The sequence below is a fragment of the Streptomyces sp. NPDC002181 genome, from assembly GCF_042890485.1.
GTDB lineage: Bacteria > Actinomycetota > Actinomycetes > Streptomycetales > Streptomycetaceae > Streptomyces.
Genome location: NZ_JBIASC010000004.1, coordinates 52,138 through 67,151 on the forward strand (window position 1 = coordinate 52,138; position 15,014 = coordinate 67,151).

12 protein-coding genes are annotated in these 15,014 nt (G+C 73.0%); 11 read left to right on the top strand and 1 reads right to left on the bottom strand.

The features are described 5' to 3' along the window. Positions 1–80 precede the first annotated feature (80 nt). The 7 genes from ACFYXV_RS12640 (at position 81) to ACFYXV_RS12670 (ending at position 9,005) form a co-directional block, all read left to right on the top strand. The gene (locus tag ACFYXV_RS12640) at positions 81–1,460 is read left to right on the top strand and encodes a nitrate/nitrite transporter (RefSeq protein ID WP_385475189.1); all 1,380 of its coding nucleotides are present in this window, start codon (positions 81–83) and stop codon (positions 1,458–1,460) included. 125 nt (positions 1,461–1,585) lie between these two features. Further along, positions 1,586–2,746, top strand: a complete 1,161-nt coding sequence (locus ACFYXV_RS12645) for a uroporphyrinogen-III synthase (RefSeq protein ID WP_385475187.1) — start codon at positions 1,586–1,588, stop codon at positions 2,744–2,746. A gap of 114 nt (positions 2,747–2,860) precedes the next feature. After that, on the top strand, positions 2,861–3,385 hold the full coding sequence (locus tag ACFYXV_RS12650; protein ID WP_389383060.1) for a GNAT family N-acetyltransferase: 525 nt from the start codon (positions 2,861–2,863) through the stop codon (positions 3,383–3,385). Positions 3,386–3,502: 117 nt separating this feature from the next. Continuing rightward, a complete protein-coding gene (locus ACFYXV_RS12655; RefSeq protein ID WP_389382865.1) occupies positions 3,503–4,072 on the top strand; it encodes a CGNR zinc finger domain-containing protein in 570 nt (189 codons plus the stop codon). A 126-nt stretch (positions 4,073–4,198) separates the two neighbouring features. Continuing rightward, positions 4,199–6,505, top strand: coding sequence for a HelD family protein (locus ACFYXV_RS12660; protein WP_385475185.1), 2,307 nt, complete (start codon positions 4,199–4,201; stop codon positions 6,503–6,505). Between the two features lie 453 nt (positions 6,506–6,958). Beyond that, positions 6,959–8,362 (top strand): NAD-dependent malic enzyme, encoded by a 1,404-nt coding sequence (locus ACFYXV_RS12665; RefSeq protein WP_383341877.1) that lies wholly within the window; start codon positions 6,959–6,961, stop codon positions 8,360–8,362. Between the two features lie 361 nt (positions 8,363–8,723). Next, positions 8,724–9,005 (top strand): HU family DNA-binding protein, encoded by a 282-nt coding sequence (locus ACFYXV_RS12670; protein WP_030161324.1) that lies wholly within the window; start codon positions 8,724–8,726, stop codon positions 9,003–9,005. A gap of 370 nt (positions 9,006–9,375) precedes the next feature. Here the strand turns inward: ACFYXV_RS12670 and murA are convergent, their stop codons facing one another. Further along, a complete protein-coding gene (murA, locus tag ACFYXV_RS12675) occupies positions 9,376–10,719 on the bottom strand; it encodes a UDP-N-acetylglucosamine 1-carboxyvinyltransferase (RefSeq protein WP_385475018.1) in 1,344 nt (447 codons plus the stop codon). Positions 10,720–10,982: 263 nt separating this feature from the next. Here murA and ACFYXV_RS12680 point away from each other — a divergent pair, with 263 nt between their 5' ends. The 4 genes from ACFYXV_RS12680 (at position 10,983) to ACFYXV_RS12695 (ending at position 15,010) form a co-directional block, all read left to right on the top strand. Then, a complete protein-coding gene (locus tag ACFYXV_RS12680) occupies positions 10,983–11,543 on the top strand; it encodes a YqgE/AlgH family protein (protein WP_359175037.1) in 561 nt (186 codons plus the stop codon). A gap of 29 nt (positions 11,544–11,572) precedes the next feature. Beyond that, a complete protein-coding gene (locus ACFYXV_RS12685) occupies positions 11,573–11,860 on the top strand; it encodes a DUF3039 domain-containing protein (RefSeq protein WP_078860729.1) in 288 nt (95 codons plus the stop codon). Positions 11,861–12,042: 182 nt separating this feature from the next. Further along, positions 12,043–13,695: a beta-N-acetylhexosaminidase gene (locus ACFYXV_RS12690; protein WP_389382866.1), complete on the top strand. Its 1,653-nt coding sequence runs from the start codon at positions 12,043–12,045 to the stop codon at positions 13,693–13,695. 412 nt (positions 13,696–14,107) lie between these two features. After that, on the top strand, positions 14,108–15,010 hold the full coding sequence (locus tag ACFYXV_RS12695; protein ID WP_383341887.1) for an FAD binding domain-containing protein: 903 nt from the start codon (positions 14,108–14,110) through the stop codon (positions 15,008–15,010). Positions 15,011–15,014 lie beyond the last annotated feature (4 nt).

Below are 15,014 nucleotides of genomic sequence, written 5' to 3' on the forward strand. Positions count from 1 at the left end.
GGTCATCCGGCGGGGACCGGGGCCGAAACGCGCCGTTCCTACGGTCGTCACCACGGACGCGACAGCTGTGGAGGCGTGTGATGACCGGTACGACCGCACCGCGCGGGGCACGCAAGGGGGGCCGCTGGATCGAGCGGTGGGAACCCGAGGACGAGGCCTTCTGGAAGGAGTCCGGGGAGCGCATCGCCCGCCGGAACCTGCTCTACTCCGTGCTCTCCGAGCACATCGGGTTCTCCATCTGGACCCTGTGGTCGGTGATGGTGCTCTTCATGGGCCCCGCGTACGGGATCGACCCGGCCGGGAAGTTCTTCCTCATCGGCACGGCCACCTTCGTGGGAGCCTTCGTCCGCGTGCCCTACACCTTCGCCGTCGCCCGCTTCGGCGGCCGCAACTGGACCGTGTTCAGCGCCCTGCTCCTGCTCGCGCCCACCGTCGCCGCGCTCGTCGTCATGGAGCCGGGGACCTCGTACGGGACCTTCCTGGCCGTGGCCGCGCTGACGGGCGTGGGCGGCGGGAACTTCGCCTCCTCCATGACCAACATCAACGCCTTCTTCCCGCTGCGCAAGAAGGGCTGGGCGCTCGGCCTGAACGCCGGCGGCGGCAACATCGGCGTGCCCGTGGTGCAGCTCGTGGCGCTGCTGGTCATCGGGACCGCCGGGGCCGGGCACCCCCGGCTGCTGCTCGCCTCCTACCTGCCGCTGATCGTGGCCGCGGCCGCGCTGGCCCTGCTGCGGATGGACAACCTGGCGCCCGTACGCAACGACACGGGCGCGGTGCGCGAGGCGGTCCGCGACGCCCACACCTGGATCATGGCGTTCCTCTACACCGGCACCTTCGGGTCCTTCATCGGCTACAGCTTCGCCTTCGGGCTCGTCCTCCAGACGCAGTTCGGCCGCACCCCGCTCCAGGCCGCCTCGCTCACCTTCGTCGGGCCGCTGCTCGGATCGCTGATCCGGCCCGTCGGCGGCGCCCTCGCGGACCGGTTCGGCGGCGCCCGGATCACCCTCGCGACCTTCGTGGCGATGGCGGCGGCCACCGGGGTCGTCGTCTACGCCTCGGGCCGCGCGTCACTGCCCGTCTTCCTCGTCGGATTCGTGGCGCTGTTCGTGCTCAGCGGGCTCGGCAACGGCTCCACGTACAAGATGATCCCCGGCATCTTCCAGGCCAAGGCGCTGGCGCGGGGCATGGACGGGGAGGCGGCGGCCGCGTACGGGCGCAGGCTGTCCGGCGCCGCCATGGGGCTCATCGGGGCGGTCGGCGCCCTCGGCGGACTCGGCATCAACCTGGCCTTCAGGGAGGCGTTCTCGACCTCCGGGTCCGGGACGGCGGCCTTCGTCACCTTCCTCGGCTTCTACGCGGCCTGCTGCGCGGTGACCTGGGCGGTATACCTTCGCCGGCCGGCCCCCGCGGTGCTCCCTGCGGCCGGGGCCGAGACGAAGCCGCAGCTCACGTCGGTGTAACGGCGGTTTACGGGCACGAAATACGGCGGAACCGAGCCTGACACGGCGACTTGACAGGCTCGGTCCCGTTCTCGCGACACGTGTCGCGCGATGTGATACCGACCCACTGGGCAAGGCAGGTCACCATGGACGACACGCGCACCGTCGCCGCAGCCGCGACGGCGGGCCCCCTCGCGGGATTCACCGTGGGGGTCACCGCGGCCCGGCGGGCCGACGAGCTGATCGCCCTGCTGCGCCGGCGCGGGGCCACCGTCGTCCACGCCCCGGCCCTGCGGATCGTGCCGCTGGCCGACGACAGCGAACTGCTCGCCGCCACGAAGGAATTGATCGGCTGCGCGCCCGACACGGTGGTCGCCACCACCGCGATCGGCTTCCGCGGGTGGATCGAGGCCGCCGACGGATGGGGGATCGGCGAGGAGCTGCTGACGCGGCTGCGGGCCACCGAACTGCTGGCGCGCGGACCGAAGGTGAAGGGGGCCGTACGGGCCGCGGGGCTGGTGGAGACCTGGTCCCCGCAGTCGGAGTCGCTGGCCGAGGTCCTCGACCGGATGCTGGCCGGCGGTGTCGCCGGACGGCGCATCGCCCTCCAGCTGCACGGTGAGCCGCTGCCCGGGTTCGTCGAGGCGCTGCGGGCCGGCGGGGCCGACGTGGTCGTGGTCCCCGTGTACCGGTGGATGGCCCCGGAGGACCTCGCGCCGATGGACCGGCTGCTGGACGCTGTGGCGGCCGGCGTCGGGGCGATCGACGCGGTCAGCTTCACCTCGGCCCCGGCGGCGGCGTCGCTGCTCTCGCGGGCCGAGGAGCGGGGGATGACGGAGGCGGTGCTCGCGGGGCTGCGCGGGGACGTGCTGTCGGCGTGCGTGGGGCCGGTGACGGCGCTGCCGTTGCAGGCGCGCGGGGTGGACACCGTGCAGCCGGAGCGGTTCCGGCTCGGGCCGCTGGTGCAGCTGCTGTGCCAGGAGCTGCCGGGGCGGGCGCGGGTGCTGCCGGTGGCGGGGCGCCGGCTGGAGATCCGGGGGCACGCGGTGCTGGTCGACGCGGAGCTGCGGCCGGTGCCGCCGGCGGGGATGGCACTGCTGCGGGCGCTGGCGCGCCGGCCGGGGTGGGTGGTGGGGCGGGCGGAGCTGCTGCGGGCGCTGCCGGGCGCGGGGCGCGACGAGCACGCCGTGGAGACGGCGATGGCGCGGCTGCGGGGGGCGCTGGGGGCGCCGAACGTGATCCAGACGGTGGTGAAGAGGGGATACCGGCTGGCCCTGGACGCCGGTGAGTGCGCGCAGGCGGACTGAACGGCCTCTCGCGGAGCCCGGTCCGGCCCGGTCCGATCGGCCGGACGCCGCCCGGGGCTGGCTGTGGCGGCCTGGGTTGGCTAGCGTGCCCTGGTGATCATTGACGGGGTGGAGATGAGGGGCGTCGAGGTCGGGGACGCCGCCGGGCTGGCCGACACGCTGGCACGGAACCGGGCCTTCATGGCGCACGTCGAGCCGTGGCGGTCCGAGGTGTTCTACACCGAGGCGGGACAGGCCGCCCGCATCGAGGCGCTGCTCGCCGAATGCGCCGCGGGGCGCCAGGCCTCGTACGTGTTCGTCGAGGCCGGCTCCGGCACTCCCGTCGGCATGATCAACCTGGGCAGCATCGCCCTCGGGCCCTTGCGCAGCGGCGGCGTCGGCTACTGGGTCGACCGCGCCTGGCACGGCCGCGGCCTGGCCACCGCCGCCGTCGGAGAGGTCTGCCGGGTCGCCCGCGACGAGCTCGGGCTGCACCGCGTCGAGGCCGGGACCCTCGTCGACAACCTCGCCTCGCAGCGGGTCCTGGCCAAGGCCGGGTTCGAGCGGTACGGGCTCGCGCCGCGCTACCTGCACATCAACGGCGCCTGGCGCGACCACGTCCTCTTCCAGCGCATCCTCCACGACGACGCGCCCCTCTGAGCGGATCCGGCCCCCGTACGGGGGGTTCCGCATCGCAGCGGGGCGCGGCACTCTGAGAGGCACGCGCACCCCTCGGGGGTGTCCGGCGACACCCCCTACGCAAAGGCGGTGACGGGCATGTGGTTCGAATCCGGGCGGGTGTCCCTGGACCTGGTGGCCACCTTCGCCGCCCCCGCGGGTGCCGAGGAGATCCGAGACGGCGACGAGCTGCGCCTGTGGCTCACCGGAGCCGGGCTCGTGCCCGACCGGACGCCGATCGCCCGGGTCGGCCCCGACTGGGTGGAGGCCTTCCGGGCGCTGCGCCGCGACGTGGGGAGCCTCGTACGGGCCGAGCTCGCCGGGGCCGGTCCCGACGAGGGCGCGCTGGCCCGGGTCAACGCGCTGGCCGCCGGTTCACCTCCGGGACTGTGTGCCGTACAGGACCAAGAAGGGCACCTCGTGAGGGAGTTGTGCGGCGGCGTGGAATGCCCCGCGCTGCTCGCCGCCGTGGCCCGCGACGCCGTCGAACTGCTCACCGACCCCGGCGAGCGGGACCTGCTGCGCTCCTGCGAGGGGGACGGCTGCACCCGGGTCTACCTGGACACTTCGCGCGGGCACCGGCGGCGCTGGTGCTCCAGCGAGCTGTGCGGCAACCGCGAACGGGTCGCCCGGCACCGCCGCAGGGTTCTCGCGGCCCGCCCCGGGTAGCGATCGGGGGGCCGCCGGACGGCGGACGGGCAGTGATCTTCGCCCGGTCACCGGAACGGGCGTGCGGACAGGGCTCCGGTTCGCGTACGGTTGACGGTCGCCCATGCACGTCAGAAGGGGGCCTTGGTGGCCGCGCAGAATGCCGCTGTCGACAGCACGGCGGATTCCGTCCGCGATCGGGAGATCGCGGTCGAGCAGACGCATCTGGACCAGGTGTACCGCCGCCTCGAAGAGAAGATCGACGAGGCCGAGTTCCTGATGAACGACGCGGCCAAACGCGGTCAGGTCGGCACGCCCGGCGCGCTCGCCGAACGCGACGCGCAGGTCTTCCGGGCGGGAATCCACCTGAACCGGCTGAACAACGAGTTCGAGGACTTCCTCTTCGGCCGGATCGACCTGGTCCTCGGCAAGGACGGGGAGCGCGGCCCCGACGGCGCGTACACCTCCGTCGAGCCGGCGGACGACGCGATCCGCGCGGACCTCACCGCCGACATCGCCGAAACGCTCCACATCGGGCGCATCGGCGTGCTCGACGCCGACTACGCGCCGCTGGTCATCGACTGGCGCGCACCGGCCGCCGCGCCGTTCTACCGCTCCACGCCCAAGGACCCGGGCCGCGTCATCCGGCGCCGCGTCATCCGCTCCAAGGGCCGCAAGGTGCTCGGCGTCGAGGACGACCTGATGCGCCCCGAGATCACCGCCTCGCTCGACGGCCGGGAGCTGCCCGCCATCGGCGACGGCGCCCTCATGGCCGCGCTCGGGAGGGCCCGTACGCACTCGATGCGGGACATCGTCTCCTCCATCCAGGCCGAACAGGACATGGTCATCCGGGCCCCCGCCGCCTCGGTCGCCGAGGTCGCGGGCGGGCCGGGCACCGGCAAGACCGCCGTCGCCCTGCACCGCGCCGCCTACCTGCTCTACCAGGACCGGCGCCGCTACTCCGGCGGCATCCTGATCGTCTCGCCCACCCCGCTGCTCGTCGCGTACACCGAGGGCGTGCTGCCCTCCCTCGGCGAGGAGGGCCAGGTCGCCATCCGGGCGCTCGGCTCACTGGTCGACGGAGCCGAGGCGACCACGTACGACGAACCGGCCGTGGCCCGCGTCAAGGGCTCCTCGCGCATGCGCAAGGTGCTCCACAAGGCCGTACGGGGCGCACTGGAACTCGGCGACGCCCCCGAGCGGCTGCGGGTCGTGGCCTTCGGGCGGCGCCAGGAGCTGGAGGCCGACGAGCTGAACCGGATCCGGCAGAACGTGCTCAGCGGCACCGCGCCCGTGAACCTGCTGCGCCCGCGCGCCCGCAAGCTGCTCCTCGACGCCCTGTACTCGAGATCCGGCGGGGCCGGCCGGCACAGCGATCCGGAGCTGGCGGCCGAGCTGCGCTCCGCGTTCGACGAGGACATCTCCACCGAGGACGCGTTCATCGACTTCCTGAACGCCTGGTGGCCCGAGCTGACCCCGCGCGCGGTGCTCGCGGCGATGGCCGACGAGCGCCGGCTCGGCCGCTGGTCGCGCCGGGTCCTGAACCCGCGCGAGACCCGCCAGCTGGCGCGCTCGCTGCGCCGGGTGGGCCCGGACGGCAAGGGCCCCCTGTCGGTCCACGACGTGGCGCTGCTGGACGAGCTCCAGCTGCTGCTCGGCGCCCCGGCCCGGCCCAAGCGCAAGCGGCAGCTCGACCCGCTGGACCAGCTCAGCGGGCTGGAGGAGCTGATGCCGACCCGCGAGGAGACCCAGTGGGAGCGGGCGGAGCGGATCGCGGCGGAGCGCACCGAGTACGCGCACGTGATCGTCGACGAGGCGCAGGACCTGACGCCGATGCAGTGGCGGATGGTCGGCCGCCGGGGCCGGATGGGCACCTGGACGGTGGTCGGCGACCCGGCTCAGTCCTCGTGGACGGACCCGGAGGAGGCGGCCGCGGCGCGTGACGAGGCCCTGGGATCGCGGCCGCGCCGCCGGTTCACCCTGACGGTGAACTACCGCAACCCGGCGGAGGTCGCGGAGGTCGCGGCCCGGGTGCTGCGGCTGGCGATGCCGGGAATGGAGCCGCCGACGGCGGTCCGCTCCACGGGTCTGGAGCCCCGCTTCACGGCCGCCGGGGCCGATCTGGGCGCGGCGGTCCGCGAGGAGACGCGCAGGCTGCTGGAGCAGGTCGACGGCACGGTCGGCGTGGTCGTGGCGATGGACCGGCGCGCGGAGGCCGCGGGCTGGCTGGCGGACCTGGGGGAGCGGGCGGTGGCGCTCGGCAGCCTGGAGGCCAAGGGGCTGGAGTACGACGCCACGGTGGTCGTCTCCCCGGCGGAGATCGCGGAGGAGTCCCCGGCGGGCCTGCGGGTCCTGTATGTGGCCCTGACGCGCGCGACGCAGCAGCTGACGGTGGTCTCCGCCGGCCGCGACGAGCCCGGCGCGGACGGGGTGCCGGCGCTGCTGAAGCCTTAGGGCCGCGCGGGTCCGTGCCCGGTGGGAGGGCGTGGCACGGATGGCTCGCGGCCACACGCGTGGTGAGACGAGGTCAACCCCCTGGAGGGGGATCGCTTCCGGCGATCCTTTGTTAGCCTGGGTACGGCACCGACTCGATCCAAGCCCCCGGGCCCAACCTTCGTCGCTTAGAGCGACCACTTGCCGCGAGGCGAGCATGGCGGGTCGGTGTCATAGACGTTCATACAGGTCCGCGCCCCTCGGATTCCGAGGGGCGCGGACCTTTTTCGTACGGGCCTACGCTTCCGAACGCCTGATCTATCTCGTATGGTGGAAGTGTCTTTCCGAAATTTGTAGCTGGTTACCTTGTACTGGCTGGTAGGTGGGACGATCGGACAACAGGTCCTGCCGCACCTGCCGTGCGCCGGGCCCTGTGTGTGTACAAAAAACCAGGGACAGAAGAGGAACACGGCCATGGCAACGGCGCCCAGCGTCTCGTACTCGATGACGGTCCGCCTGGAAGTGCCCGCGAGCGGAACCGCGGTCTCCCAGCTGACCACCGCCGTGGAGTCTTCCGGTGGGTCGGTCACCGGCCTCGACGTGACCGCCTCCGGTCACGAGAAGCTCCGCATCGACGTCACCATCGCCGCGACCTCCACCGCGCACGCCGACGAGATCGTCGGCAAGCTGCGCGGCATCGAGGGCGTCAGTCTCGGCAAGGTCTCCGACCGAACCTTCCTGATGCACCTCGGCGGCAAGATCGAGATGGCGTCCAAGCACCCCATCCGCAACCGCGACGACCTCTCGATGATCTACACCCCGGGCGTGGCCCGCGTGTGCATGGCGATCGCCGAGAACCCCGAGGACGCCCGCCGCCTGACCATCAAGCGCAACACGGTCGCAGTCGTGACGGACGGCTCCGCCGTCCTCGGCCTCGGCAACATCGGCCCGATGGCCGCCATGCCGGTCATGGAGGGCAAGGCCGCCCTGTTCAAGCGCTTCGCCGACATCGACGCCTGGCCGCTGTGCCTGGACACCCAGGACACCGACGAGATCGTCTCGATCGTCAAGGCGATCGCCCCGGGCTTCGCCGGCATCAACCTGGAGGACATCTCCGCGCCGCGCTGCTTCGAGATCGAGGCCCGGCTGCGCGAGGCCCTCGACATCCCCGTCTTCCACGACGACCAGCACGGCACGGCCATCGTCGTCCTCGCCGCCCTCACCAACGCACTTCGCGTGGTGGGCAAGGCAGTTGGCGACGTCAAGGTCGTCATGTCCGGCGCCGGCGCGGCCGGTACGGCCATCCTCAAGCTGCTCCTCGCGGCCGGCGTGAAGAACGTGGTCAGCGCCGACATCCACGGTGTCGTGCACGCGGGCCGCCCCGACCTGGTCGACGCGGCCGTCGATTCGCCGCTGCGCTGGATCGCCGACAACACCAACCCCGAGGGCTACACCGGCACTCTGAAGGAGGCCGTGGTCGGCGCCGACGTGTTCATCGGCGTCTCCGCCCCCAACGTGCTGTCCGGCGAGGACGTCGCCGCCATGGCCGAGGGTGCGATCGTGTTCGCGCTCGCGAACCCGGACCCCGAGGTGGACCCGGCCGTCGCCCGCCAGACCGCCGCCGTCGTCGCCACCGGCCGCTCCGACTTCCCGAACCAGATCAACAACGTGCTGGTCTTCCCGGGTGTCTTCCGCGGCCTGCTGGACGCCCAGTCCCGCACCGTGAACACGGACATGATGCTGGCCGCCGCGACCGCGCTGGCCGATGTCGTCGGCGAGGACGAGCTCAACGCGAACTACATCATCCCGTCGGTGTTCAACGACAAGGTGGCCGGCGCGGTCGCCGGAGCCGTCCGCAAGGCCGCCTCGGCGGTCTGACGCGGAGTCGGACGAAACCGCCCGGGTCCCGGCCGCCTGTGACGGCCCTCACGGCTCGCCTCTCCCGGCGCGTCGCGAGGTGCGGGCCCGGCGGGCCGCCTCTAGGGTTGCGGGGATGCCCGCGAGGTCCGCGGTCCGCATCCACCAAGTGCGGACGGAGCGTCACCGCGGCGTGACTGTGGCGCTTTTCGTGTGACCCTGGCGGGTGCCGGATTGGCTTTCCCGCCGCTGGTGGGGGCAGGATGCGTAACCGGGCGAGAGGGTCTGACGTTCAGACCCGGGTCCGGGGACTGTCCGAGGGCCCTGGCAGCATCGGCTTCGATCTCACGCCTCTAAGGCAAGTTGAACACGGGAGTACAACATGAACCGCAGTGAGCTGGTGGCCGCTCTGTCCGAGCGCGCCGAGGTGACCCGCAAGGACGCCGACGCCGTTCTGGCCGCGCTCGCCGAGACCGTTGGCGAGATCGTCGCCAAGGGCGACGAGAAGGTCACCATCCCCGGCTTCCTGACCTTCGAGCGCACCCACCGTGCCGCTCGCACCGCGCGCAACCCGCAGACCGGCGACCCCATCCAGATCCCGGCCGGCTTCAGCGTGAAGGTCTCCGCGGGCTCCAAGCTCAAGGAAGCCGCCAAGGGCAAGTAAGTCCCGCCCGTACCGGGGCCCGTACGGGCCTTCGGAGCGGCGGAGCAGTACGCAGTACTGGCGAAGGGCGGCCACCCCCGGGCGGGGAGGCCGCCCTTCGGCCTGTCCGGGGGGCCCGGGCGGGCGGGGCCGTCACGGGCCGCCGGGAGGGCCCGTACGGCCGCCTTGGGCCCGCGTACGGCCTTCCTGGGCCTGCGTACGGCCTTCCTGGGCCCGCGTACGGCCGCCTGCGCCCGCGTACGGCCTTCCTGGGCCCGCGTACGGGCCCGGTGTGCGCGTCCGGGCCGGTGAGCGCATGCGAAGGCCCCCCGGGCCCTTGCGGGGCCCGGGGGGCCTTCGGTCGTTCGTTCCGTTCGGCCGGCCGTACGGCTCAGACGAGGTCGCCGCCGGGGAGCTCGACCTTGGCTCCCAGCTCCACGAGCTTCTCCATGAAGTTCTCGTAGCCGCGGTTGATGAGGTCGATGCCGTGGACGCGCGAGGTGCCCTCGGCCGCCAGCGCCGCGATCAGGTACGAGAACCCGCCGCGCAGGTCGGGGATGACCAGGTCGGCGCCCTGCAGCTTCGTCGGGCCCGAGACGACCGCCGAGTGCAGGAAGTTGCGCTGCCCGAACCGGCAGGCGCTGCCGCCCAGGCACTCCCGGTACAGCTGGATGTGTGCACCCATCTGGTTGAGCGCCGAGGTGAATCCCAGACGGGACTCGTAGACCGTCTCGTGCACGATCGACAGGCCGGCGGCCTGGGTCAGGGCGACCACCAGCGGCTGCTGCCAGTCGGTCTGGAAACCGGGGTGCACGTCCGTCTCGAGCGCGATCGCGTTGAGCGGGCCGCCCGGGTGCCAGAAGCGGATGCCCTCGTCGTCGATCTCGAACGCGCCGCCGACACGGCGGAAGGTGTTCAGGAACGTCATCATCGAGCGCTGCTGCGCCCCGCGGACGTAGATGTTGCCGCCGGTCGCCAGCGCCGCGGAAGCCCAGGAGGCGGCTTCGAGGCGGTCCGGGAGCGCCTTGTGGTTGTAGCCGCCGAGGCGGTCGACACCGGTGATCCGGATCGTCCGGTCGGTGTCCATGGAGATGATGGCGCCCATCTTCTGCAGCACGCAGATGAGGTCCTCGATCTCCGGTTCCACCGCGGCGTTGCTGAGCTCGGTGACGCCCTCGGCCAGGACGGCCGTCAGCAGCACCTGTTCGGTCGAGCCGACCGAGGGGTAGGGCAGGCGGATCTTGCAGCCGCGGAGGCGCTGCGGGGCCTCCAGGTACTGGCCGCCCTCGCGCTTCTCGATGGTCGCGCCGAACTGGCGGAGCACGTCGAAGTGGAAGTCGATCGGCCGGCCGCCGATGTCGCAGCCGCCCAGGCCCGGGATGAAGGCGTGGCCGAGGCGGTGCAGCAGGGGGCCGCAGAAGAGGATCGGGATGCGCGAAGAGCCCGCGTGGGCGTCGATGTCGGCGACGTTCGCGCTCTCGACGTGCGTCGGGTCGAGCACCAGCTCGCCCGGCTCCTCGCCGGGGCGGACCGTCACCCCGTGCAGCTGGAGCAGCCCGCGGACGACACGCACGTCGCGGATGTCGGGGACGTTGCGCAGCCGGCTGGGTCCGCTGCCGAGCAGAGCGGCGACCATGGCCTTGGGCACGAGGTTCTTCGCACCGCGGACACGGATCTCGCCCTCGAGCGGGGTGCCGCCGTGGACAAGCAGTACATCGTCACTGATGCCGGTCATGAATCTCGCGTTCCGGAGAGGGGTGGGCAGGGGGCCAGGGAAAAGGGTAAGGGCCACCACCCCCTTGTTCGTAAGGCCGACGTGGCCGTAGGACTGTCATGAATTCGGCACAACACCCTCCGTATCCACCACATGGCGGAGTGTTGCGTTCCGCTCGCTTCTCCGGCACGCGCTCCTCCCTGCTGCCGTGCGCCCTGAGCTGCGGGCGATCCGAGGCGTCCCCCCGCTCCCCCCGGAGGGCGAATGTGCGAGATCATGTCGGCATGACCGAGGTGTCCTCCCTCACAGGGCGGCTGCTCGTGGCCACCCCCACCCTCGCGGATCCGAACTTCGACCGCGCGGTGGTGCTCCTGCTCGACCACGACGAGCAGGGCTCGCTCGGCGTGGTCCTCAACCGGCCCACCCCGGTGGGGGTCGGCGACATCCTGCTGCCCTGGGCGACCCTGGCCGGCGATCCCGGGGTCGTCTTCCAGGGCGGGCCGGTCGGCCTGGACTCGGCCCTCGGCGTGGCGGTCATCCCCGGTGAGGAGGGGCCGCTCGGGTGGCGCCGCGTGTACGGGGCGATCGGCCTGGTCGACCTGGAGGCCCCGCCGGAGCTCCTGGCCGCGGCCCTCGGCTCGCTGCGGATCTTCGCCGGGTACTCGGGCTGGGGCCCGGGCCAGCTGGAGGTGGAGCTGGGCGACGGCGCCTGGTACGTCGTGGAATCGGAGCCGGGCGACGTGTCGTACCCGGATCCGGAAAGGCTGTGGCGGGCGGTGCTGCGCCGCCAGCGCAACGAGCTCGCGATGGTCGCCACCTATCCCGACGACCCGTCGCTCAACTGACCCGCGCACGGGTCGGTACCCTGGCTTTTATGAGCACTCTTGAGCCCGAGCGCGGGACTGGTACGGGGACCCTCGTAGAGCCGACGCCGCAGGTGTCCCACGGCGACGGCGACCACGAGCGCTTCGCCCACTACGTCCAGAAGGACAAGATCATGGAGAGCGCGCTCGGCGGGACCCCCGTCGTCGCGCTGTGCGGCAAGGTGTGGGTGCCGGGCCGCGACCCGAAGAAGTACCCGGTCTGCCCCATGTGCAAGGAGATCTACGAGTCCATGGGCCCCGGCGGGGACAAGGACAAGGGCGGCAAGGGCGACAAGTAGTCCGCACGCGGCCCCTCAGCCCCCTCCTCGGCAGGCCGAAGGCCCCCGGACGCGATCGCGCGTCCGGGGGCCTTTGCCGTGTGCGGAGGGCGGACTAGGGTCGGCCGCACGCGGGCGCCCGGCGCCCTGTGGAACGCACGTTGCGCATCGTGCAACGGCTGGACGGTGGAGGGGTCGAGGCCATGCCCGAGTTGATTCCGGAGCCGAGGTACGCGCGGTTCGCGCCCGACGGCGGCGAGTGCGTACTGGACGATCCGCTGCTCGACGCCGGCCCCGGCACCGAGGGCACCGCCCGCTGGCTGCGCCGCGAGCTCGGCGCGGCCACCGGCTGGGGGCTGCCCGCGCCGGAGGCGGGGCGGACGTACGGCGGCCGCGCGGTGATCCGGCTGGTGCTGCGCCCCGAGCTCGCGCGCGGCGCCGGAGCGGAGTCGTACGAGCTGCACGTCACGCGGCAGTGGGTGCTGCTCGAAGGCGCCGATCCGGCGGGCCTCTTCTACGCCGCGCAGACGCTGCGCCAGCTGCTCGGGCCCGAGGCCCACCGGCGCGCGCCCGCGGCGCCGGACCGCGCGTGGCGGCTGCCGGTGGGAGGCGTCCAGGACGGACCCCGCTTCGGATGGCGCGGGATGATGCTCGACGTGGCCCGGCACTTCATGCCGAAGGACGGCGTGCTGCGGTACATCGACCTGCTCGCCGCGCACAAGCTGAACGTCCTGCACCTGCACCTGACGGACGACCAGGGCTGGCGGGTCGAGATCAAGCGCCACCCGCGGCTCACCGAGGTCGGCGCGTGGCGGCCGCGCAGCCGCTGGGGGCACCGGGCCTCGCCGCTGTGGAACGAGACCCCGCACGGCGGCTTCTACACGCAGGACGACATCCGCGAGATCGTCGCCTACGCCGCCGAGCGGCACGTGCGGGTGGTGCCGGAGATCGACGTGCCGGGGCATTCGCAGGCCGCGATCGCCGCGTACCCGGAGCTCGGCAACGCCGACGTCGTGGACACCGCCGCGCTGGAGGTGTGGGACGACTGGGGGATCAACGAGAACGTGCTCGCGCCGACCGAGGACGTACTGCGCTTCTACGAGGGGGTCTTCGAGGAGCTGCTGGAGCTGTTCCCGGCGGAGGTCTCGCCGTTCGTCCACGTGGGCGGCGACGAGTGCCCCAAGGGGCAGTGGCGGGCGTCCGCGCTCGCGCAGGAGCGGATCCGGGAGTTGGGGGTGGACGGGGAGGACGGGCTGCAGTCCTGGTTCATCCGGCACTTCGACGGCTGGCTCGCGGAGCGCGGGCGGCGGCTGATCGGGTGGGACGAGATCCTGGAGGGCGGGCTCGCGCCGGGGGCCGCGGTCTCCTCGTGGCGCGGGTACGGGGGCGGGATCGCCGCCGCCGAGGCCGGGCACGACGTGGTGATGTGCCCCGAGCAGCAGGTGTACCTGGACCACCGTCAGGCGGGCGGCCCGGACGAACCGGTGCCGATCGGGTACGTGCGCACGCTGGAGGACGTGTACCGCTTCGAGCCGGTGCCGCCGAAGCTCTCGGCGGAGGCGGCGTCCCGCGTGCTGGGCGCGCAGGCCAACGTGTGGACCGAGGTGATGGAGAACCAGAGCCGGGTCGACTACCAGGTGTTCCCGCGGCTGGCGGCCTTCGCGGAGGTGGTGTGGTCGCGGCTGCCGGAGCCGGGCGAGCGGGACTACGCGGGCTTCGAGGCCCGGATGGGCGCGCACTACGGGCGGCTTGACGCCCTCGGCGTCGACTACCGCCGGCCGGGCGGGCCCTTGCCGTGGCAGCGGCGGCCGGGAGTGCTCGGGCGTCCGATCGAGGGGGAGCCCCCGAACGTGTGACGAGGGCGGGCGGCGGGGTCGCCGGGTGGTGGGCGGCGGTTGGCCGGAACCTTTCCGCGCGCTGCCGCGCCCCCGAGCCCCGGGGGTGGCGGCTTCGCGGACCGTTCCGGACCGATCGGAACCCTTCGGACTTCTGTGGAACTCCCGAGGCTTCCGGGACGTCCTTCGTTCTTGGGGGGAGTCGGGAACTCTTGCTCGATTCCGGGGTATTCGGCGGATCTGAATCGATTCGGTTGATTCGGTGAATACGGGGGAAACCGGACGGCCGGAAGTGTCGGGGGGCGCCCGCAGGACCCTCGCGCCGGACGGCGGGGAAGATGTGCCAGAGTTGCCACGTCCCGGCGGTGAGCACGTACCGTACGGCGGACAGGCGTGAGCGCCGGGACCGGGACATCGGGAAGGGGCAGCTGGGTTGACCACGCACGCACCGCATGCACTGCATTCATCTCAGGGGCCGCAGGCGGCGCAGTCCGTGACGCTGCCGGCCTCGCTCGACGAGGCCGTGGCGGCGCTCGCCGCCATGCCCGCCGCCGTGCCCGTGGCCGGCGGCACCGACCTGATGGCCTCCGTCAACGCCGGGCTGCTGCGGCCCGCCGCGCTCGTCGGCCTGGGCCGGATCAACGAGATCCGCGGCTGGCAGTACCAGGACGGGCATGCCCTGCTCGGTGCCGGGCTCACCCACGCGCGGATGGGACGGCCGGATTTCGCCGCTCTGATCCCCGCGCTGGCGGCGGCCGCGCGGGCCGCCGGGCCCCCGCAGATCCGCAACGCCGGCACCCTCGGCGGCAACATCGCCACCGCCGCGCCGACGGGCGACGCGCTGCCCGTACTGGCCGCGCTGGAGGCGATCCTCGTCATCCACGGCCCGGGCGGCTCGCGCCGCGAGATCCCGGTCTCGCACCTGCTGGCCGGCCGCGAGATGCTGCGGCCCGGCGAGCTGATCGGCTTCGTGCGGGTGCCGCTGCTGCACGCGCCGCAGGTCTTCCTGAAGGCCACGGGACGTACCGGGCCGGGGCGCGCGGTGGCGTCCGTGGGGCTCGTACTGGATCCCGCCCGCCGCGGTGTGCGCTGTGCGATCGGCGCGGTCGCGCCCATGCCGCTGCGCCCGCTGGAGGCCGAGCAGTGGGTCGCCTCGCTGATCGACTGGGACGGGGAGCGGACGCTGGCTCCCGAGGCGCTGGAGGCCTTCGGCGAGTACGTCGCGGCCGCCTGCGTCCCCGACCAGGGGGAGCCGGTGGCACCCGGGGTACTGCATCTGCGGCGGACGGTCGCCGTGCTGGCACGGAGGGCCCTGGGGAGGGCGCTGAGCTCATGAGTGG

What these genes read in the sequence shown, in the direction of transcription:
- ACFYXV_RS12640 (WP_385475189.1), top strand. Translation starts at nt 81, where the DNA reads ATGACCGGTACGACCGCACCGCGCGGGGCACGCAAGGGGGGCCGCTGG.
- ACFYXV_RS12645 (WP_385475187.1), top strand. Translation starts at nt 1,586, where the DNA reads ATGGACGACACGCGCACCGTCGCCGCAGCCGCGACGGCGGGCCCCCTC.
- ACFYXV_RS12650 (WP_389383060.1), top strand. Translation starts at nt 2,861, where the DNA reads ATGAGGGGCGTCGAGGTCGGGGACGCCGCCGGGCTGGCCGACACGCTG.
- ACFYXV_RS12655 (WP_389382865.1), top strand. Translation starts at nt 3,503, where the DNA reads ATGTGGTTCGAATCCGGGCGGGTGTCCCTGGACCTGGTGGCCACCTTC.
- ACFYXV_RS12665 (WP_383341877.1), top strand. Translation starts at nt 6,959, where the DNA reads ATGGCAACGGCGCCCAGCGTCTCGTACTCGATGACGGTCCGCCTGGAA.
- ACFYXV_RS12670 (WP_030161324.1), top strand. Translation starts at nt 8,724, where the DNA reads ATGAACCGCAGTGAGCTGGTGGCCGCTCTGTCCGAGCGCGCCGAGGTG.
- murA (WP_385475018.1), bottom strand. Translation starts at nt 10,719, where the DNA reads ATGACCGGCATCAGTGACGATGTACTGCTTGTCCACGGCGGCACCCCG.
- ACFYXV_RS12680 (WP_359175037.1), top strand. Translation starts at nt 10,983, where the DNA reads ATGACCGAGGTGTCCTCCCTCACAGGGCGGCTGCTCGTGGCCACCCCC.
- ACFYXV_RS12685 (WP_078860729.1), top strand. Translation starts at nt 11,573, where the DNA reads ATGAGCACTCTTGAGCCCGAGCGCGGGACTGGTACGGGGACCCTCGTA.
- ACFYXV_RS12690 (WP_389382866.1), top strand. Translation starts at nt 12,043, where the DNA reads ATGCCCGAGTTGATTCCGGAGCCGAGGTACGCGCGGTTCGCGCCCGAC.